A 19074-nucleotide genomic window follows, 5' to 3' on the forward strand; every position below is an offset into this window, starting at 1 on the left:
GTTCCCTCCTATGCCAATTCGATTCCTGGGAAGATGTCGTCATAGACTTCCGTTTTTCGAATCATCCCCGTCCGGTTCACGGCCCGTGCGCGAAGCCAGGCAATCATGCTCGTACGCTCAAAGACGTACGTATGCCCTTCCCGGCAACATGGCGCCCCTTCATAGATCCATTGGTCGACGACTTCTTTACTGCGCCCGGTGACTTCCGCCAATTCCTTGCGGTTCCATGTCAGTTGGTCGCTTAATTTCATCGGTTCCAGCTTCTTTTCCATACTATCGCCCCTTTTTACTTCCCCATCATGAATATTGCGATATTCAAAACGAGGATTAAGACGTTAATCGCGGTGATTCGCTCCGCTTTTTTATTGATTCGCTCCGCTTTTTTATTGATTCGCTCCGCTTTTTCATTGATTTGCTTCATTTCGGCCCACGGCCCGTCATTTATTTGATTTCCCATGTGGTTTCCTCTCTATTGCGGCTTTCTTCGCTTCGTGCTACAATATCTGTAGACTTATTTTTTGTTCACTTCCCGTATGAGAGCCGTTCGGTTGCCGCCGAGCGGTTCTTTTTTTGTGTCCGTTTCGGGCACGTCAGATAGATTGTCAAGCCTTTGCCGGCTAAATCAAATATTTTCTCTACAATGGGACTTAGGTCCCTTTCTTCGGCCATGGTGATTTTGTCATCACAGCAGATGCGTTCGAGCCGGATGCAGTCGCTGTTCGCATCGGCCAGGGCTACATGATACTGCATGGCCCCGGCCGCAACGCCTGGCAGTTTTCCTATTTTCGGCAGGATCATCCGCCCGACTGCCGATTCTTTCGACAAATACGCATAGCCGAGGCACGGATTTTCAAAAACCTGCATCATGCCGGCGACCATGTCGTCACCTGGCAGGATTTCGCCACTTTCATATTTCGCGTATGTCCTTACGGACACGTTCAGCGCTTCCGCTGCCCGCTCTTGCGTCATTCCCGCATCTTTGCGGGCTTTTTTGATTTCAATCCCGAACCGCTTTGTCATGGTGTAACGCCTCCCTTCGGCTACAATATAAGTAGCCTTACAAAATCCAGTCGCCGGCCTGGCGAAAGATGTCATACATCATCGCCGCTGCGTTATCGCAGGCAATATTGACTTGCCGTGTGGATCCACTCGCCAGGTCGATAACCTCTACCGTTTCATTGTTTACCAATCTCAAGTAAAAGTGTTTGTCAGCCACTCGTAAGGCTTCTTCAAAAGCTCTGAGAGTTCGTAATTTCCGTTGGAAGTCAAGTTCTTCTTTTTTCCATTCAACAGATATTTTTATCGGTTCTATTTCTTGCATGTTTTTATCCTTTCTCTAATTCAAATGTTTCCTTAGCTCTTTTTTTGACGCTTTCAACGTCCAGGCCTGGAATCAAGTGCCTGCAAATTACTTCCATTTCTTCGGCGGCAAATTCCGCGACTTGGGCCATGATCCGAGCCTGCTTGCTCTTGTCGTTCTTCATGTCCGCCTGTGTGCGCAGACGCCTTAAATAGTTGAAATACAAGTTATTTTCTAAAAATTCCTTTTCCTTCTTATTCATGGCTTACCCTTCTTTCTTACAGTTCCAGCGCTACGCCTTTGTTTTCTTCTACTTCGTCCGCCCAGCTACGGACGATTTCATTTGATTTACTCTGCTTCATGGATGCTTCCAGGGCGTCGCCGATAGCGTACATATAGCCGCGGGCGACGGCCGCTTCTTCGATGGCCCTTTCTCGGGTCCATCCATGTTTCCCGGTCTTAGCCCATTCCTGTTTGGTAATGGCTTCGGCCCAGCGTTGCTGGAACCGGGTCTTTAAAATTTCTTTTTCCTTGCTTGTCATGTTTTCATCTCTTCTTTTTATTAAGGTCACTTAAAGTGTACTCACGGGGTAAAAAAAATTTCTTCGACAGAGCGATGAAAATAATTTGCTAACGATACTTTCACTTCGTCTCTTGGAATGCGTTTCCCAGCTTCATACATCGCAATAGCTGACACGGAAGTGCCGTTTGCCTCTGCAACTTCCTGTTGTGTCTTTCTAGCTTGATTGCGTAATGCAGTAAGGCGTTGGCCAATTTTTTCTTTGCTTACCATATTGTACACCTCCTTTGTTCACTTAAAGTGTACCACGTTTTGTCAAACTTGTAAACACTTAATGTGAACTTTTCATTGTATCTTTTCACGTAGCGTGATAATATGTAAAAAAGGGAGTGTGATAGTCGTGGATTTTTCACAACGATTGCGAGAACTGCGCAAAGAGCGGGGCTTAACTCAAGAAGAACTTGCAAAAAAGCTGGAATTAGCCAAAAGTTCTATTAGCATGTATGAAAATGGAAAACGAAAACCAAGTTTTGAAGTATTAGAAATGTTTGCAGATTTTTTTAATGTAAATCTTGATACACTCTATGGTACATCGCCCGTCAATAATAGCTATTTCAAATGTACTCCTGAAGAGGAAATGATGATTAAAAAATTTCGCTGCTTACCCCCTACTGGAAAGCAATCCGTACTAGCTATTTTAGATATTCAATATGATGCCATCGCTCCAAAGGTTAAGAGCGACGAGGCAATTTGATTATTGTGGACTTTAAAAATAAATGAGGTGGTAATATGTTTAGTATATCCATGAATAAAGATGCAATAACGCTTTCAATGACTTCATCTCATGAAGATGGGAAAAAGTATACGCGCCATAAGGGTTCTTCTCTTTTGTCGTTGCCAGACAATTATATCGTATTGGATTTAGAAACTACTGGATACAATCCTCGGTTCGATGAAATTATCGAAGTGGCCTGTATTCGTTATGCCGGCTCTGAAAAAATAGATACTTTCCACTCATATGTACAGCCTACGCCTTATGAGGATGACGAAGATGATTCCATTCATTATGTAGATGACTTCATTACTGAATTAACTGGAATCTCTGATGACATGCTGGCTAATGCTCCTAAGTTTAAGGATATCGCAAAGGATTTGTACGACTACTTAGGCGATTCTGTTATTGTTGGCCACAATGTTAATTTCGATATTAATTTCCTGTATGATAATTTCCTAGGATGTTTAGGTTGTGAATTCAAGAACGATTTTCTGGACACCATGCGTTTATCCCGCATCGCCTTACCTGATCTGCCGCATCACCGTTTAAAGGATTTAAAAAAATACTTCTCCATTGACGGAATCCAGCACAGGGCCCTAAACGATTGTCAAATCACTCATGCGGTTCTTTTCAAGCTCTTGGACTATATTCAAGAGAATAACATTGATTTAGAGCATCATCATCATTACAAGAACTTTGATTTATCTACACTCACTGGCGACGTAACGTTAAACGAACCATCTAATCCACTGTATGGCAAACATTGTGTGTTTACTGGAAAATTACAGCGATTCGTCCGTAAAGATGCTGCGCAAATCGTTTGTAACATCGGCGGCTTCTGCGATAATAATGTCACCAAGAAAACCAATTTCCTTATAATCGGCGGTCTTGATGATAACCCTCTAGTTAAAGATGGTAAAAGTTCTAAAATGAAAAAAGCGGAAAAAATGATACTAGATGGTCAAGACTTGAAGATATTGAGCGAATCCACATTCTACGATCTAATTGAAGATTTTTTCAATTAAAAACTCCATTCCTGCCCATTTCATCCCATTTTATATACTTGACAGATTCTACGTTTTGCTGACGCTGGCAAAACGTAGAATCCGACTTTTATCAGTCAAAATTCATAATGAAATCACAAAAATAGCCGTTTTTGATACCTGTTTCGGGATTTGATAGCAAAAATACGGTATTTTAATGACTGCTAGCTTGCAATTAGATTTTCCTCAAGAGGTGATATTGTGTTTGGCTTTTTAAAAAAAATCTTTTCGAGTGACCCAAATACTAAGACGAAAGAACAACGCCCGAAGGCTCCTAAAAAGCGGCGCATCATCGAACTGCTGGACGATGAGTGGCATGAAACGAACTTTCCCTATCAAGCTACTATCCTGAATATCCAACGGGCCAATAAAAGCTACGGTAGTACCTGCGAAATAGCTATCCGATACATAGAAGACGGAAAATATAAAGATATTATCCGCCTGGTCAATCCCAAAACAAAGACTTTCTCATTTTCTAACTATCACGGTCTTACGTTGGATGATGTAGCTAATTCTCCAGCGTTTCCTGCCGTCTGGAATGATTTAAGCCCGTATTTCATCAATAAAAATGTTGTTACTTACTTTGCGGATGCCCACATGAAAGCCTTAATTAGAACATTAGAACGAAATCATATCGCAATCCCTGAAATGAAAGAAATTGATTTGTGTGATTATTTCTGGGAATATCATGATAGTTGGAAATCGCACAGTTTAGATAGCGTCGCAGAGCATTTAGATATACACAGTTATCCCGATGCGCGTAATGTCCAACAAACGCTTGATGTAATTTATGAAATTCTCGAAATCATACAACAAAAACGTCCAGGCCATCTAAAAAAGTTATTCTTGCATTAGTTATTTAAGGGTGTCAAAAATATCACCCTTAGATAGTCACAAGACACGGCCGAAAATGATTTATCTTGCGAAATTCGGCCCTTATTCAAAAGATCTGCAAAAGATAGGTGGTGATGACAGTTGAAAAAACGACCAGATGGCCGCTATAAGGTTTCCGCTACGATAGGCGGTAAACGGCGTTATTTTTACGGCCGGACCATCAAAGAAGCGGAACAGCGGCGCGACCAATTTAAAAATGCGCTCCATTCCGCTCCTAACGTCGATTACAACGTAACTCTTGGCCAATGGCTGTCCGTATGGCTTCACGGCGCCAGAGCGACGCTGGCAGAGGATACGTTTGATTCCTACGTCTTCCAGTTGCGCCGGTATGTGTTGCCGACGCTGGCCAAAGTCAAATTGATTGAGCTACAACCGCACATGTTCCGCGACTTGATTGCCTCCCTGCTTTCCCAGGGCTACAGCAATCGCACGGTCCAATACGCTATAGCCGTTGTCCGTATCGGACTGCGCCAGGCGGTCAATGACGGCATCATCCCGACGTATCCCCTACGTGGGGTAAAGCTTCCGGCTGTGACTCATGACAAGGTCCTGGCATTGACTAAAGACGAGGCCACCCGCTTCCTGGCAGCCGTCCCGAATTATAAGCACCACAATCTGTACTGGGTCGCCTTATATACGGGACTGCGCCGGTCCGAGCTCCTGGGTCTCCGCATCAATGATATCGACGTAAAAAATAAAACGCTCACTGTCAATCAGACTGTTTTAAACGTCGGCGGAAAAGTCGTAATCAGTCAGACAACGAAAAACAAGTCATCTCATCGGACTATCTCTGTTGATGATCAGACGCTGCAAGTCATCCGGAACCAGGAAAAAATCATTTTTAAAGAGCGCATGGCTGCCGTGCACTACGAAAATAATAATTTACTTTTTGCCCGGCCCGATGGACGTCCGTATGATCCGAAATATATTTCCCGTCGCACGAAAGCCTACGGACGCAAAGCTGGCATGCCGGAAGCTTTCTCTTTCCACACCCTGCGTCATACTCATGCGACGCTCCTGGTCAAAGCCGGCGTCCACTTCAAAGTCATCCAATATCGCCTTGGCCATGCCACCTTTGCCCAGACCATGGACACGTACAGCCACATCACGCCGGCCATGGAAAGCAGCGTCGTCGACAAACTCCGTGACCTCATCTGACCCCCATCTTGACCCCGCGCCTACAGTTTTACTCCGTTTTACTGCGCTCTACAGCGTCTTTCCATCCATGCCCATTGGCTGAAAATAGCGTAAATAAGCCATTCCTGCCAATCAAAATTGAAGACTCTTAATCAGGGTGTCCAGGGTTCGAGCCCCTGATGGTCCACCAGAATGAAAAAAGGCTTGTCGCACGTGCGACAAGCCTTTTAGTTGTAGGGGCTCGCACGTGGCGAGCCCGTTCTAGAAATATATACGATTTACCGCCCAGTTTGCTAGAATAATCATCCAAATCCAACGGGTCGCCCACGCGGCGACCCCTACAAACTATAAAACAACAGGGACCACCCATAATAACCGAAAGGTTCGTGGGTGGTCCCTGTTTTCGCCTACAAATGATACGGTTCGTGCCGGTCGATTTTGATGGCGCGGTAGATTTGTTCTAACAAGAGGAGGCGTATCATCTGATGGGTCAGGGTGATGCGGCCAAAGGAGATGCAGCTGTCGGCTTTGCGGCGGACGAGGTCGCTCAGGCCGAAGGGGCCGCCGATGATGAAGGAGATTTCACTGCAGCCGTATAGGGCCAGTTTGGCAAAGGACGCCGCCAGGTCTTCGGAGGACACGAGCTTGCCCTGCACGTCCAGGGCGAAGAGATACGAGCCCTGGCGGACGTGGCGCAGCATCTTCTCCCCTTCTTTATCGAGGACCTGGGCCTTCTGGGCCGGCGACGGGTTGTCGGGCATCTTCTCTTCCGGAAGGACCGTCAGCTCGACCTGGCCGTACGGGCGCAGGCGCTTCAAGAACTCATCGATACCGGCCGTGAGGTATTTCTCTTTGATCTTGCCGATAGTAATGACGTGGTACTTCATCAGTTGGCCCCGTCTTCCTGGTCGGACGAATCGTTCTGCGGGCTTTCCTGAAGGACGACGGTGACTTCGTGATCCGAGCCATTGCGCGTATAGTCCAGGCTGACCGAATCGCCGACGTTGTGCTTATCCATGACGCTCTGGAGAGCGCTGAAGTCCTTGACATCGGTGCCATCCAGTTTCAGGATGACGTCGCCGTGTTTGAGGCCTGCCTGGTCGAGAGGACCGCCGGCAGCGACTTTATAGACGTAAATCCCGGCGACATTCAGTTTCATGCCGAAGCGGGCTGCCATCTGCTGGTCCAGGCCGTATAAGCCGAGGTACGGACGGACGACCTTGCCGTTCTTGATGAGGTCCTGTAAAATCGGACGGGCTGCATTGATGGGAATAGCAAAGCCCAGGCCTTCGACGCCTTCCTTGGAAATCTTGGCACTGTTGATGCCGATGACCTTGCCGTCGGCATCGACGAGGGCACCGCCGGAATTGCCCGGATTGATGGCCGCATCGGTCTGGATGAGCTTCATGCTCTGACCTTCAGCCCCGATGGTCCGGTTGAGGGAACTGATGACGCCGACTGTGACCGTGCCCTGGAATTCCAGGCCCAGCGGGTTGCCGATAGCGATGGCCGGTTCGCCGACCTGGAGGGAATCGCTGTCACCGAATTCAGCGACGGGCAGGTTGTCCATCTTAATCTTGACGACGGCCAGGTCCGTCTTTTCATCGCGGCCGACGACAGTCCCTTCCGTACTCTGGCCATCGGCTAAAGAGACGATGACCGTCTTGGCCGTGCCGACGACGTGGTTATTAGTGACGATATAGCCGGCCTTGTCGAAGATGACACCAGAGCCGACACCTTCACCGACCAGGACTTTGCGGTTGAACATATCGCGGTTATAGACTTTGGTCGTAATGCCGACGACAGCCGGGCTGACTTTCTTGGCAGCCTGGACGACGGCCGTATTGCGGGCATCGGAGATGGAATCCGATTTCGACGGTTCCTGGAGCTGGTTCACCGTCCCATTATACGTACCGCTGGGCGTAAAAAAGGCATCGTGGATCTTAAAGCCGCCGAAGACACCGACGGCGATGAGGACGACGGCGGCTGCCGCCGTAATGACATGTTTACGTTGCATCATACTTCATGACTCCCTTCCTGGAAGCGGACGCTGCCCTTCTGGCAGGCCAATCGTAATAGAATATCCTGGCCGATGACCCGGCCGGCCTGGGACAAGACCGTGCGCATCGTATGCAGCGCCAGGGACGGCGTATTGTTCTTTTCACTGCGGTGGGCCAGGAGGACCCGCATGACGCCCTTTGACGGCAGGCCGGCTAAAAAAGCAGCTGCCGTCTTATTGGATAAGTGGCCCCAGCGGCTGAGGATCCGCTGCTGAAGCGGATAGGGATAGGGGCCATTGCGGACCATGCCTTCGTCGTGGTTGGCTTCTAAAATGAGGATGTCCGCATAAGCGGCTGCCGCGGCGACGTCAGGGCTGACGCAGCCCAAATCCGTCGCCAAGGTGATCTTCGACGTACCATGGCAGACCGTATAGCCGACAGGCCGGGCCGCATCGTGGGATATGGCAAAGGGGATGACCTGGATGTCTTTCAGGCCGACGCGGCGCGTCAGGCGGACGAAGCGGTCCTGGAAGCCTTCCACTTTCCGTCCCAGGGCCTGCCAGGTCTCAGCTGTCGTATAGACGGGCATATCCGTCCGCTTTAAGAGCGTCGCCAGGCCGTTGACGTGGTCCGAATGTTCATGCGTGATGAAGACGCCATCGAGGTCGCCCAGGGCGCAGCCGTAACGCTTCAGTCCCTGCTCGATGCGGCGGCAGCTGATGCCGGCATCGATGAGGATATTCGTCTTCCCACAACGGATATAGGCGGCATTGCCTTTGCTGCCGCTGGCCAGCATACTGACCAGGCAGTCTCCTGCCCGGGCTTCACCGCCGAGATTGGGAATCGTATCAGCCCCTGCCGCTGGTGCCGTGACGGCAGCCCTGCACCCGGCCTGCTGCCGGGCTGCCTGGATCGACAGGGCCATCTCCTGGAGCTGCCTTTCACTTTCCGTCATGGTCTTCCCTCCTTCTGTTGAAAAAAAAACCATCGTTCCGGAATAATCCAAACGATGGTCTGTGTGGTGGGCCTAGGTGGACTCGAACCACCGACCTCACGCTTATCAGGCGTGCGCTCTAACCAGCTGAGCTATAGGCCCATGTCATGGGACTTGCTTAGTATAACAATATCGCAGAAAATTGTCAAGTGAAAAATTGGTGGGCCTAGGTGGACTCGAACCACCGACCTCACGCTTATCAGGCGTGCGCTCTAACCAGCTGAGCTATAGGCCCATTTCCTAACGACTCGTTTAGTATACCACAGATATAGGACGTGTCAAGGAATTTTTTCCAATTTCTTACATCTTTTTACTTATACTGTTCCATCAGCTTCTTAAAGGCCGCAAAGGACCGCTTGATCATATCCGGGTCGACGCAGTACGATACGCGGACATAACCGGGGCAGCCGAAACTGTCGGCCGGGACGATGAGCAGGTTCAGCTTCTTGGCCTTATCCGAAAAAGCCTTGGCATCGGCTTCCGGCGATTTGACGAAAAGATAGAAAGCGCCGCTCGGATAGACGCAGTCATAGCCCATTTCCTTCAGGCCATTATATAAGAGCTTGCGGTTTTCATCGTAAATGTTCATATCGCCGGTCTGGCCCAAGCATCGGAGGACGACGTCCTGGAAGAGATGAGGCGCGCAGACAAAGCCCATGGAACGGCCGGCGCCGCAGACTGCCGTATAGACGTCTTTGGCATCAGCAGCGCAGTCCGGGACCAGGACGTAGCCGATACGTTCGCCCGGCAGGCTCAGGGATTTACTGTACGAATAGCAGATGATCGTGTCTTTATAGAATTTCGGGACATAGAGGATGGGAAGGCCGTCGTAAATGATTTCCCGGTACGGTTCATCCGAAATGATGTAGATAGGATGGCCGATTTCCTGGGACTTCCGCGTCAGCAGGGCCGCCAGTTTTTCATAGGTATCGGCCGAATAGACGACGCCGGACGGGTTATTGGGCGAATTGATGATGACTGCCCGCGTATGCGGCGTGATGGCCTTTTCCAGGGCATCCAGAGAAATCTGGAAATGGTCCGTATCCGGCGGCAGGACGACGGTTTTTGCGTTGGCGTTGTGGACAAAGACCGTATATTCCGGGAAAAACGGCGCAATGAGGATGATTTCGTCATCCGGGCCTTCGACGAGGGCTTTGAGGCTGATCGTCAGCGAAGCCGCAGCCCCGCAGGTCATGTAGAAATTGTCAGCCCGCACCTGGGCATCATAGGTCTTGTTCATGAAATCGGCCAGACCCTGGCGGACGGCCGTATCGCCGGCAGCTGCCGTATAGCCGTGGATGGCTACGGATTCCCGCGTTTCCAAGATATCTTCAATCGCTTCTTTGACACAGGCCGGAGCCGGTACAGTCGGATTGCCGATACTGAAATCGAAGACATTTTCCTTGCCGACAATGGCGGCCTGTTCCTGGCCATACGCGAAGAGGTCACGGATGACCGAAGCCTGGGACCCCAGGGCATACATTTCTTTTGATGCCATAATAACAACTCCTTTTAATATATATTGATTAGTTTGTTATTATTATAACACCAATAGGAAAAGGAAAACAGCCTATGCTATAATAGATATGATTTTAACTTCCCGAAAGGAGGATTTGCATGAAGAAACTCAGTCCTTATGTATACCTATTCGCTACGGGCCATTTTTCCGTAGACTGGGCGCAAGGCGCCATCCCGGCCCTGCTGCCCTATTTCATCTCGTCGTGCAACCTGAATTATCAGGACGCAGCGACGCTCATCTTCGCCAATATGCTCTTATCGTCGGTGTCCCAGCCTATTTTCGGTTATTACTCCGACAAGGTGTCCAAACCCTGGTTCGCGCCACTCGGCCCCATCCTCTGCGGCCTCTGCCTGACGCTGCTGGCCTTTACGCAGAACTACTGGCTCATCTTCCTCTGTTCCATGTTCAGCGGCTTCGGCTCTTCCATCTATCATCCCGAAGCGGCCCGCATGGTCAACAACATCGCCGGCGACCGCAAGGGCCAGGCTATGGGGACCTTTTCTGTCGGCGGCAATGCCGGTTTCGCCATCGGCCCCATGGTAGCCGGGGCCTGTGCCTATGCCTTTGACATCCACGGTCTGGTCATCTTCGGCATCGTCAACGCCCTCATCGCCTTCGTCCTCTACCATCAGATGCCGCGCATCTTATCGCAGGTCAGCGAGGCGGCGACAGCCGAAAAGAAAGCCCATCCCGGCGAAGTCCGGACCAACGACTGGAGCGCCTTTGCCCGCCTGTCCGTCGTCATCTTCGTCCGTTCCATCGGCTTTACGGTCTGCAATACCTTCATCCCCCTCTATTGGATCCACGTCCTCCATGCATCGCCGGCATCAGGCAGCCTGGCCTTGTCCATCCTCTTTTCCATGGGCGTCGTCATCACCTTCGTCGGCGGCATCCTGGCCGACCGCTTCGGCTTTCTCCGCGTCCTCCGCGGCTCCATGATCATCATGATTCCGTCCATGTTCTTCCTGGTCAACAGCACGGACATCGTCACGGCGACGCTGCTGCTCCTCCCGGTCGCCTTCTCGCTCTTTGCCGCTTACAGCCCAATCGTCGTCCTCGGGCAGACCTACCTCGGCAAGAACGTCGGCTTCGCCTCTGGCGTCACCTTAGGGCTGACGACGACCATCGGCGGCCTCATCTCGCCCGTCGTCGGCTGGGGCGCCGACCAGTGGGGCATCTCGGCCGCCCTGCAGTGCCTCTGGATCAGCGCCATCATCGGCACGATCTTCGCCTTCCTCATCCCCGTACCCAAGGCCTGGAGGAAATAAGCAGTCAGCTGTTAGGGGCTAGGGGCTCGTTAGGGACTAGCGGTTAGGGGTTAGGGGTTAGGGGCTAGTGGCTCGTGGCTCGTGGTTAGTGGCTAGTGGCTAGGGGCTAGGGGTTAGTGGCTGACTGCTAACGGCTAACGGCTGACTGCTGCAAAGCAAAAATCCCCTGCATGACGGTAGAAACCTTCATGCAGGGGATTTTATTTGCCTAAATTACTGTGCTTTTGCGACTTCTACGAGTTTTGCGAAAGCAGCTGCGTCGTTGACGGCGAGGTCAGCGAGCATTTTACGGTTTACGATGACGCCAGCTTTGGTGAGGCCGCAGATGAAGCGGCTGTAGCTGAGGCCGTTAGCGCGGGTTGCGGCGTTGATACGGGCAATCCACAATTTACGGAATTCGCGTTTCTTGGCGCGGCGGTCACGACGAGCGTAGTAGAGCGCTTTCATGACGCTTTCGTTAGCTTTTTTGAAGAGACGGCTGCGGGTACCGCGGTAGCCTTTAGCCATTTTTAAGATTTTTTTATGACGAGCGTGTGCTGTAACGCCAACTTTAATTCTTGCCATTAGTCTATTCCTCCGAATCTATATCAAAAAGTATATTACGCTATTAGATGAACGGGCACATCTTGCGGACCGATTCCGTCATGGTCTTGGAAACGAGCGTAGCTTTTCTCAGGTTACGTTTACGTTTCGGGCTCTTGCTTTCCAGGATGTGGCTCTTATACGGTTTCATGCGTTTGATTTTACCTGTACCAGTTGTGTTAAAGCGTTTTGCCGCAGCACGGCGAGTTTTCAATTTCGGCATAATAATTGTCCTCCTGTTACTTCTTGTTGACAGCGATGACCATGGTCATGTTTCTGCCTTCAATTTTAGGTTCTTTTTCTACATGGGCGGTATCTTTCAATTCATCAGCGAATCGAACCAGCAAATCACGGCCCAGTTCCGGATGGCTCATTTCGCGGCCGCGGAACATGATCGTAACTTTGACTTTGCTGCCTTCACCCAGGAAACGCTGCGCAGCTTTCATCTTAACGTAGAAGTCATGGTCTTCGATATTGGGACGAAGTTTTACTTCCTTCAATGTCAAGACTTTCTGCTTTTTCTTGGCTTCCTTTTCACGCTTCTGCTGTTCATAACGGTATTTCCCGTAGTTCATGATGCGGCAGACAGGCGGTTTGCCATTCGGTGCGACTTCTACCAGGTCCAAATGCCGTTCTTCCGCAATCTGGCGGGCCGAACGGAGAGACATGACACCGAGCTGTTCGTTAGAATCACTGACCACGCGTACTTCACGGGCTCTGATTTGATCGTTGATACGTAATTCCTTACTAATCGTCTTTCACCTCCGAAATAAAAAAAGAACGGATAGCATCGCTATCCGCTCTACGTTTCCGTCATAGACCTTAGTGACTCCAGCGCCTTGTAAGGTGAGAAGCGGATAGCTTCTGCTTTATTTTCAACAGTACATATTATATCAGCCAAGAAAGGCCTTGTCAAGCTTATTTGACCTTGACAAAACGGTAATCCTGTTCAGCACGGGGATATTTTTCCTTATCGACTTCGCTCATGAAATCCTTCAACGGACGGGCATAGGTCTTCATCGTGTCGTGCAAGGCTTTGTAAATGACGAATTTTTCGCCAGTTTCCGTGTGTTCGGCAATCGTAATAATTTCATAGGTATTCTTTTTGAAGTGACGCCAAATTTCATGTGCTTTCGGTAATTCTCTCATCGATAACCCTCCTAATAATCTACATTACTAACCTGGTGTAATTATACCATAGTTTCCCTTTATTTCAATGGCTTCATGACGGGAGCTGCCGGGCGTTCCTGGCGAAAATGGGCCAAGGCCTCCTGAACGGCCGGGATATCGATGCAATCGCTTTCCTTTTCGGCGACGTCGATGCCCAGACGCAATTTCGCTTCTTTTTTGATGGCCTTATAGAGGCCCTTGGGAAAATCGGCCAGCGTCGTCGTCACCCCCCGCGGAAAGACGGCTTCCCGTTCCAGCGTATAACCGTCCGGATAGCGGCGGGAACAGCGGGGATGATACATGTCGACGTACAGGCGGTCGACGAACTTACCGCTGACGTTAGTCAATTCAAAGACGTCCAGATTCCCGACCTGGCCGGCCTTGTGGAAAAAGACCATGGACCCGGTCCGGCGCAGGCGCAGGCGCGACAAATAGACGAATTCACCACTCGGCCCGTTGACGGGGATGGGATTAGTCGCATCATGGCCAAAACGTCCATAGGCGCCCGGAACGATGTCGCAGTCTTCCCCATGCCGCACCTTGTCGGCCAATTCTCCCGATAAAGCCTGGTTCTGTAATTCCGGTGAATTAAAGATCTGCAGCGCATTGTCATAGATTTCTTCACTCTTCGTGCGCTGCTGCTCTTTAAAGAAAGCGTCAAAAAATCCCATGGTATTCCTCCTATAATATATATAATACATTAATAATAACCTTTTCAACCGATGCCGGCAGCGGAACCCTCCGCCGTCCGCCAGCAGACATATCTATTATAAGGCATTTCTGAACTTGCCGCTAGTACCGCCGACGGCGCATTTTATCTATTTTTAAGTTTATTCTTTATTTAAACGTAAATTTTAATATTTTTCTGTTATGAATAAATATTTATTTTATACTGCTTTATACTTCCTGTTTTTCACCGTATCTTTCTTCTTTTTAAAAAATAAGTCCCCTGTTTTTCTTGATTTTATATCGTTATTAAGCCATTTATTGCGTTTAAATCATTTATGAGACCTGTCATTGCATTTTTCAGCCATTGATTTTATTTACTCGTATGTTATTATATTTATAGATAAAGAGTTTCTCCACAGGCGGAACGAATATCTGGGAATGATTTAAAATTATTAAGTATCGTCATATATTAAGGAAGAAAAGAGGTAAGAACTATGAACTTAAGTGCCAATGCAAAAATCATCATCTCCATGAGTGCTTTACTTTCATACAGTTTCATCGCTCATCTTCTTTAAAAGGGATAAAAAAGGGGCTGTCGCACGTGCGACAGTCCCTTTTTTTAGCAGTTAGCAGTTAGGGGCTAGGGGTTAGGGGTTCGTAGGGGTAGCCCGGAGGGACTGAGATGTTAACCTCTCAGTCAGCTTCGCTGACAGCTCTCCTATGAGGAGAGCCGGGGCGCCCGCTGGGACGGTCCCTACATAACCATACGTATAGCGAATTATTCGTTCTCTTTATTCTTTTCTCATCTGCTTCTTTCTTTAGCATGAGTATCTAGCATAAGAAAAATTCATTTTCCTCTTGCATTTCCTTGTGAAAAAATGTACTATATAGGCATGGAGATTGTGAAATTTAGAACTCAAGTTCTTCATTTCAGCGTAACCCCCAAGGAGCTGCGTAAGCGGTGGCTCCGCCAAAAAAGTCTTATATACTATATTATTCTATACTTTGTTCCACATCAGAAAGGATGGTTTTTTTAATGAGAGATGCTGTTATCGTAAGTGCTTGCCGTACGGCCATCGGCAGTTTCAATGGCCAGTTCGCAGACGTCACCGCTGTAGACCTCGGTGTTGCTGCTGTTACTGAAGCAATCAAACGCGCAGGTATCCCTGTAGATCAGATCGACGAAGTCATCATGGGCCACGTACTCCAGGCTGGCTGCGGTGAAAACACGGCCCGTCAGGTAGCCCTCCATTCGGGTATTCCTCAGGAAGTTCCTGCTTTCACATTGAATAAACTCTGCGGTTCCGGTATGCGTGCCATTTCCCTCGCTTCCCAGCAGATCAAACTCGGCGATGCTGACATCATCGTAGCCGGCGGTATGGAATCCATGTCCAACGCCCCCTACTCCATCGCTAAAGGCCGCCGCGGCTACCGTATGGGTAACGGCGTCCTCGAAGACTTGCTCATGCGCGATGGCCTGTTCTGCACCGAAAACAACTACCACATGGGCGTAACGGCTGAAAACGTCGCTGCCCGTTTCGGCGTAACCCGTGAAGATCAGGATAAATTAGCTTGCCGTTCTGAAAACCTGGCTTACAAAGCTCAGCAGGAAGGCAAATTCGACAGCCAGATTGTTCCGGTAACGGTTCATAAGAAAAAAGGCGACGTCATCGTCGACAAAGACGAATTCATCCGCCCGAACTGCACCATGGAAACCTTGGCTAAACTCCGTCCGGCCTTCATCAAAAACGGCACGGTCACCGCTGGTAACGCTTCCGGCATCAACGACGGCGCAGCTGCTGTTGTCGTAATGTCCGCTGAAAAAGCGAAAGAACTCGGCATCAAACCGCTGGCTCGCATCATCGACTGGGCTTCGGCTGGTGTTGAACCGGCTATCATGGGTACCGGCCCGATTCCGGCAGTCCGCAAAGTCATGAAAAAGACCGGCATGACTGTTGACCAGATGGACCTCATCGAATTGAACGAAGCTTTCGCAGCTCAGTCCGTATACTGCGTCCGCGAACTCGGCCTCAACATGGACAAAGTCAACATCCACGGCGGCGCTATCGCCCTCGGCCATCCGATTGGCTGCTCCGGCGCCCGTATTGTTGTCACCTTGCTCTACGCAATGGCTGAACCGGAAATCAACGGTAAATATGGTCTGGCTTCCCTCTGCATCGGCGGCGGCCAGGGCACGGCTATCATCGTAGAACGTCTGTAATTTAACAAATTTCCCTATTCCCTAGCAATAAGTAATGGAGATGTATAGAGTACGTAATTTTTGGAACGTGCTCTATACATTTTCTTTAAAAAGGTGTAAGATAGTAATATCAGAGTGTCATTTTCAACATGACACTTTTGCACGGTGCATCCTCTCATACTGATACACCGGCACCTATTTCAATACGTAAAAATTTTCAAGGAGTGATTCCAATGAAAGAAGTAGTTATCGTAAGTGCTTGCCGTACGGCAATTGGTAAATTCGGCGGCGGTTTCAAAAACACACCGGCTGTAGAACTCGGTGCTGTCGTCATTAAAGAAGCTCTCAAACGTGCTGGTATCGAAGGCAAAGATGTCGACGAAGTCGTAATGGGCAACGTCCTCCAGGCTGCTCAGGGCCAGAACCCGGCTCGTCAGGCTATGATCAAAGCTGGCATGCCGATTGAAGTCCCGGCTCTTACGGTCAACAAAGTTTGCGGTTCCGGTCTCCGCTGCGTATCCTTGGCAGCTCAGATGATCAAAGCCGGCGACGCTGACGTCATCGTAGCAGGCGGCATGGAAAACATGTCCATGGCTCCGTTCGCTGTTCCGAAAGCTCGTTATGGCTATCGCATGGGCAACGGTGTCCTCGTCGATACGATGATCAAAGATGGCCTCTGGGACGCATTCAACGATTATCATATGGGCATCACGGCTGAAAACATTGCTGAACGCTTCAACGTAACTCGTGAAGATCAGGATAAACTCGGCGTTCGTTCGCAGAACCTCGCTTGCGAAGCTATCCATAGCGGCGCATTCAAATCTCAGATCGTTCCGGTAACGGTTCATCAGAAGAAACAGGACGTCGTCATCGACACCGACGAAGGCCCGCGTGAAGGTTCCAACATGGAAACTTTGGCTAAATTGAAACCGGCCTTCAAAAAAGGCGGCACCGTTACGGCTGGTAACGCTTCCGGCATCAACGACGGCGCAGCTGCTTTCGTAGTTATGTCTGCTGACAAAGCGAAAGAACTCGGCATCAAACCGATGGCTAAGATCGTAAGCTATGCTTCCGCTGGCGTAGATCCCGCTATCATGGGTACCGGCCCTATTCCTTCTTCCCGTAAAGCATTGGCTAAAGCAGGCCTCGAAGTCAAAGACCTCGACCTCGTCGAAGCTAACGAAGCTTTCGCAGCTCAGGCTGTATACTGCTGCCGTGAACTCGGCTTCGATATGAGCAAAGTCAACATCCATGGCGGCGCTATCGCCCTCGGTCATCCGATCGGTGCATCGGGCGCTCGTATCCTCGTAACCTTGCTCTATGGCTTGAAAGAAGTCGGCGGCAAATACGGTTTGGCTACACTGTGCATCGGTGGCGGCCAGGGTACGGCTTGCGTCGTAGAAAACATCGACTAATTTCATTTCTCATGTGTAAAAAGGCTTGTCGCTTCGGCGGCAAGCCTTTTTTTTAGCAGTCAGCTGATGTTTTTAAATTTAGCCACAAAATTCTATTCCCATTTGGAATATGGAGCGTGAAAAGTGGCCCAAATACATATAACGTTTTTCCAAAAAGTATTTAATTTTCCCGGTAAAAATGATAAAATTAATTTGCTAAAAATTTCAAGCCATGCTTATACGCATCACTAACGAAAGAAGGACTGATAATGAAAACTACATGTCGTAAAATGTCTGTGGTACAGTTGACCTTTGTCACTGCTGCCAACATGCTTGGCGCCGGTATCATCATGCTGCCGACCAAGCTCGCCGAAGTCGGTACGATCTCGATTATTTCCTGGATTATTACCTCACTAGGCTCTTTAGCCCTGGCCATGGCTTTTGCCCGATGTGGCATGTTCACGACGAAGCCAGGTGGTATGGGCGGTTACTCCGAATACGCTTTCGGGCGTGTAGGACATTTTATGGCTAATTACGCCTACTCTGTTTCTATCGTAATTGCAAACGTCGCTATCGCCATTACGGCGGTCGGCTACGGCGCCGGTTTCCTTGAGACAACCTTTACGCCGTTGCAGACGTGTTTATATACGATTGCTTTATTGTGGATCGCGGCAGCCCTCAATTTCAGCGGCTCCCGTTATTCCGGCAAGCTCAGTGCCATCACTATCTGGGGTGCCATCATCCCGGTCCTGGGCATTTCTATCATCGGCTGGCATTGGTTCAGCCCGGCTACCTGGCTGGCTTCGTGGAATCCCAATAACCTGGGACTCAGCGATGCCGTCGGCAATTCCATCGCCCTGACGCTGTGGTCCTTCCTGGGACTCGAATCGGCAGCCGTCAACATGGATGCCGTTGAAAATCCGAAAAAATCCGTTCCGATTGCCACTTTCGTCAGCACCCTCGGCGTCGCCATCATCTACGTCGCCTCGACGAATGTCATTGCCGGCATCGTCCCCAATGCGGAAATCCTGGCATCGAGTGCTCCCTTCGGCCTGGCCTTCTCGTACATGCTCGGCGATACGGCCGGCAAAGCCGTCATGGGCCTGATGGTATTCTCCTGTGCTGGTTCCCTCTTGTCCTGGCAGTTCACCTTGGCCCGCGTCTTCAAGACCAGCGCCCAGCGCGGCCTGTTCCCCAAGATTTTCGCCAAAGTCACCAGTGCTGACGTCCCGGTCAAAGGCATGCTGTGCATCCTCTGCATGCAGAGCCTCCTGGCCCTCATGACCATCAGCCCGACCCTGGCCGCCCAGTTCGAACTTCTGGCCAATCTGGCCGTTGTCACCAACGTCATCCCCTACATGCTCTGTGCCGGGGCCCTGACGACGATCCTCAGCAAGGAACATATCCCCAATGAAGTCTGTAACAGAAATACGTCGATATTCTTAGCAGGCGTATCCATTATCTACTGCGTATATGCATTGACCACCACCGATGCCACGACCTTCCTCAGCGGCTGTTTCGCCGCCTTCCTGGGATGGCTGGTATACGTCGTCCGCTTCACCATCATGAAACAGACCATCGTGGAAATTAAATAAAGAAAAAAGGGCTT

24 protein-coding genes, 2 tRNA genes and 1 other annotated feature are annotated in these 19074 nt (G+C 49.8%); of the genes, 8 read left to right on the forward strand and 18 right to left on the reverse strand.

The genetic code is table 11. The annotated features are described in order from the left end of the window. Window positions 1-8: 8 nt before the first annotated feature. From ACE418_RS01265 to ACE418_RS01295, 7 genes are all read right to left on the reverse strand, one after another. Entirely contained in the window at window positions 9-272 is a 264-nt protein-coding gene (locus ACE418_RS01265; protein ID WP_370836175.1) for a hypothetical protein, read from the reverse strand. 14 nt (window positions 273-286) lie between these two features. After that, entirely contained in the window at window positions 287-457 is a 171-nt protein-coding gene (locus ACE418_RS01270) for a hypothetical protein (RefSeq protein WP_416448793.1), read from the reverse strand. A gap of 65 nt (window positions 458-522) precedes the next feature. Continuing rightward, entirely contained in the window at window positions 523-1020 is a 498-nt protein-coding gene (locus ACE418_RS01275) for a helix-turn-helix domain-containing protein (RefSeq protein ID WP_416448794.1), read from the reverse strand. A gap of 37 nt (window positions 1021-1057) precedes the next feature. Then, window positions 1058-1321, reverse strand: coding sequence for a hypothetical protein (locus tag ACE418_RS01280; protein ID WP_416448795.1), 264 nt, complete (start codon window positions 1319-1321; stop codon window positions 1058-1060). Window positions 1322-1325: 4 nt separating this feature from the next. Continuing rightward, window positions 1326-1562, reverse strand: coding sequence for a hypothetical protein (locus ACE418_RS01285; RefSeq protein ID WP_416448796.1), 237 nt, complete (start codon window positions 1560-1562; stop codon window positions 1326-1328). Between the two features lie 16 nt (window positions 1563-1578). Next, window positions 1579-1842: a hypothetical protein gene (locus ACE418_RS01290; protein WP_416448797.1), complete on the reverse strand. Its 264-nt coding sequence runs from the start codon at window positions 1840-1842 to the stop codon at window positions 1579-1581. 41 nt (window positions 1843-1883) lie between these two features. Further along, window positions 1884-2093, reverse strand: coding sequence for a helix-turn-helix transcriptional regulator (locus ACE418_RS01295; RefSeq protein WP_416448798.1), 210 nt, complete (start codon window positions 2091-2093; stop codon window positions 1884-1886). Window positions 2094-2220: 127 nt separating this feature from the next. Here ACE418_RS01295 and ACE418_RS01300 point away from each other — a divergent pair, with 127 nt between their 5' ends. The 4 genes from ACE418_RS01300 to ACE418_RS01315 all read left to right on the forward strand — a co-directional run bounded on the left by ACE418_RS01300 (window position 2221) and on the right by ACE418_RS01315 (window position 5690). Then, window positions 2221-2574 (forward strand): helix-turn-helix domain-containing protein, encoded by a 354-nt coding sequence (locus tag ACE418_RS01300; RefSeq protein ID WP_416448799.1) that lies wholly within the window; start codon window positions 2221-2223, stop codon window positions 2572-2574. Window positions 2575-2624: 50 nt separating this feature from the next. Further along, window positions 2625-3620 (forward strand): exonuclease domain-containing protein, encoded by a 996-nt coding sequence (locus ACE418_RS01305; RefSeq protein ID WP_416448800.1) that lies wholly within the window; start codon window positions 2625-2627, stop codon window positions 3618-3620. Between the two features lie 219 nt (window positions 3621-3839). After that, a complete protein-coding gene (locus ACE418_RS01310; protein WP_416448801.1) occupies window positions 3840-4493 on the forward strand; it encodes a 3'-5' exonuclease family protein in 654 nt (217 codons plus the stop codon). A 120-nt stretch (window positions 4494-4613) separates the two neighbouring features. Then, on the forward strand, window positions 4614-5690 hold the full coding sequence (locus ACE418_RS01315) for a tyrosine-type recombinase/integrase (protein WP_416448802.1): 1077 nt from the start codon (window positions 4614-4616) through the stop codon (window positions 5688-5690). Window positions 5691-6076: 386 nt separating this feature from the next. Here ACE418_RS01315 and rlmH read toward each other — a convergent pair whose 3' ends face one another. The 6 genes from rlmH to ACE418_RS01345 form a co-directional block, all read right to left on the reverse strand. Continuing rightward, a complete protein-coding gene (gene rlmH, locus ACE418_RS01320) occupies window positions 6077-6556 on the reverse strand; it encodes a 23S rRNA (pseudouridine(1915)-N(3))-methyltransferase RlmH (RefSeq protein WP_416448803.1) in 480 nt (159 codons plus the stop codon). Continuing rightward, window positions 6556-7689 (reverse strand): S1C family serine protease, encoded by a 1134-nt coding sequence (locus ACE418_RS01325; protein WP_416448804.1) that lies wholly within the window; start codon window positions 7687-7689, stop codon window positions 6556-6558. Before ACE418_RS01325 ends, rlmH begins: the two co-directional genes overlap by 1 nt. Next, entirely contained in the window at window positions 7686-8624 is a 939-nt protein-coding gene (locus ACE418_RS01330; RefSeq protein WP_416448806.1) for an MBL fold metallo-hydrolase, read from the reverse strand. The genes ACE418_RS01325 and ACE418_RS01330 overlap by 4 nt, the downstream gene beginning before the upstream one ends. Before the next feature lie 64 nt (window positions 8625-8688). Next, window positions 8689-8765, reverse strand: a tRNA-Ile gene (locus ACE418_RS01335). A 56-nt stretch (window positions 8766-8821) separates the two neighbouring features. Continuing rightward, window positions 8822-8898, reverse strand: a tRNA-Ile gene (locus tag ACE418_RS01340). Window positions 8899-8973: 75 nt separating this feature from the next. After that, window positions 8974-10161, reverse strand: coding sequence for a pyridoxal phosphate-dependent aminotransferase (locus tag ACE418_RS01345; protein WP_416448807.1), 1188 nt, complete (start codon window positions 10159-10161; stop codon window positions 8974-8976). A gap of 119 nt (window positions 10162-10280) precedes the next feature. Between ACE418_RS01345 and ACE418_RS01350 the strand changes: the two genes are divergently transcribed. Continuing rightward, on the forward strand, window positions 10281-11450 hold the full coding sequence (locus ACE418_RS01350) for an MFS transporter (RefSeq protein WP_416448808.1): 1170 nt from the start codon (window positions 10281-10283) through the stop codon (window positions 11448-11450). 213 nt (window positions 11451-11663) lie between these two features. Here the strand turns inward: ACE418_RS01350 and rplT are convergent, their stop codons facing one another. From rplT to ACE418_RS01375, 5 genes are all read right to left on the reverse strand, one after another. Further along, complete coding sequence (gene rplT / locus ACE418_RS01355) at window positions 11664-12014, reverse strand: 50S ribosomal protein L20 (RefSeq protein ID WP_014015987.1); 351 nt, start codon at window positions 12012-12014, stop codon at window positions 11664-11666. A gap of 43 nt (window positions 12015-12057) precedes the next feature. Next, window positions 12058-12255 (reverse strand): 50S ribosomal protein L35, encoded by a 198-nt coding sequence (gene rpmI / locus ACE418_RS01360; RefSeq protein WP_416448810.1) that lies wholly within the window; start codon window positions 12253-12255, stop codon window positions 12058-12060. Between the two features lie 16 nt (window positions 12256-12271). After that, complete coding sequence (gene infC, locus ACE418_RS01365) at window positions 12272-12784, reverse strand: translation initiation factor IF-3 (RefSeq protein ID WP_071601828.1); 513 nt, start codon at window positions 12782-12784, stop codon at window positions 12272-12274. Window positions 12785-12798: 14 nt separating this feature from the next. After that, window positions 12799-12908, reverse strand: a sequence feature (ribosomal protein L20 leader region). Window positions 12909-12950: 42 nt separating this feature from the next. Continuing rightward, window positions 12951-13181: a DUF1653 domain-containing protein gene (locus tag ACE418_RS01370; RefSeq protein ID WP_020310403.1), complete on the reverse strand. Its 231-nt coding sequence runs from the start codon at window positions 13179-13181 to the stop codon at window positions 12951-12953. A gap of 59 nt (window positions 13182-13240) precedes the next feature. Continuing rightward, window positions 13241-13873 carry a hypothetical protein gene (locus ACE418_RS01375; protein WP_416448811.1) on the reverse strand — a complete coding sequence of 211 codons (633 nt, stop codon included), beginning with the start codon at window positions 13871-13873 and terminating at the stop codon, window positions 13241-13243. A 1034-nt stretch (window positions 13874-14907) separates the two neighbouring features. Between ACE418_RS01375 and ACE418_RS01380 the strand changes: the two genes are divergently transcribed. The 3 genes from ACE418_RS01380 (at window position 14908) to potE (ending at window position 19060) form a co-directional block, all read left to right on the forward strand. Further along, entirely contained in the window at window positions 14908-16092 is a 1185-nt protein-coding gene (locus ACE418_RS01380; protein ID WP_416183839.1) for an acetyl-CoA C-acetyltransferase, read from the forward strand. A 212-nt stretch (window positions 16093-16304) separates the two neighbouring features. Continuing rightward, window positions 16305-17486 carry an acetyl-CoA C-acetyltransferase gene (locus ACE418_RS01385; protein ID WP_416448813.1) on the forward strand — a complete coding sequence of 394 codons (1182 nt, stop codon included), beginning with the start codon at window positions 16305-16307 and terminating at the stop codon, window positions 17484-17486. Window positions 17487-17734: 248 nt separating this feature from the next. Next, the gene (potE, locus tag ACE418_RS01390) at window positions 17735-19060 is read left to right on the forward strand and encodes a putrescine-ornithine antiporter (RefSeq protein ID WP_416448815.1); all 1326 of its coding nucleotides are present in this window, start codon (window positions 17735-17737) and stop codon (window positions 19058-19060) included. The last annotated feature ends 14 nt before the right edge of the window (window positions 19061-19074 follow it).

Source organism: Megasphaera jansseni (assembly GCF_047974155.1).
In the GTDB taxonomy this organism is placed as follows: Bacteria; Bacillota; Negativicutes; order Veillonellales; family Megasphaeraceae; genus Megasphaera.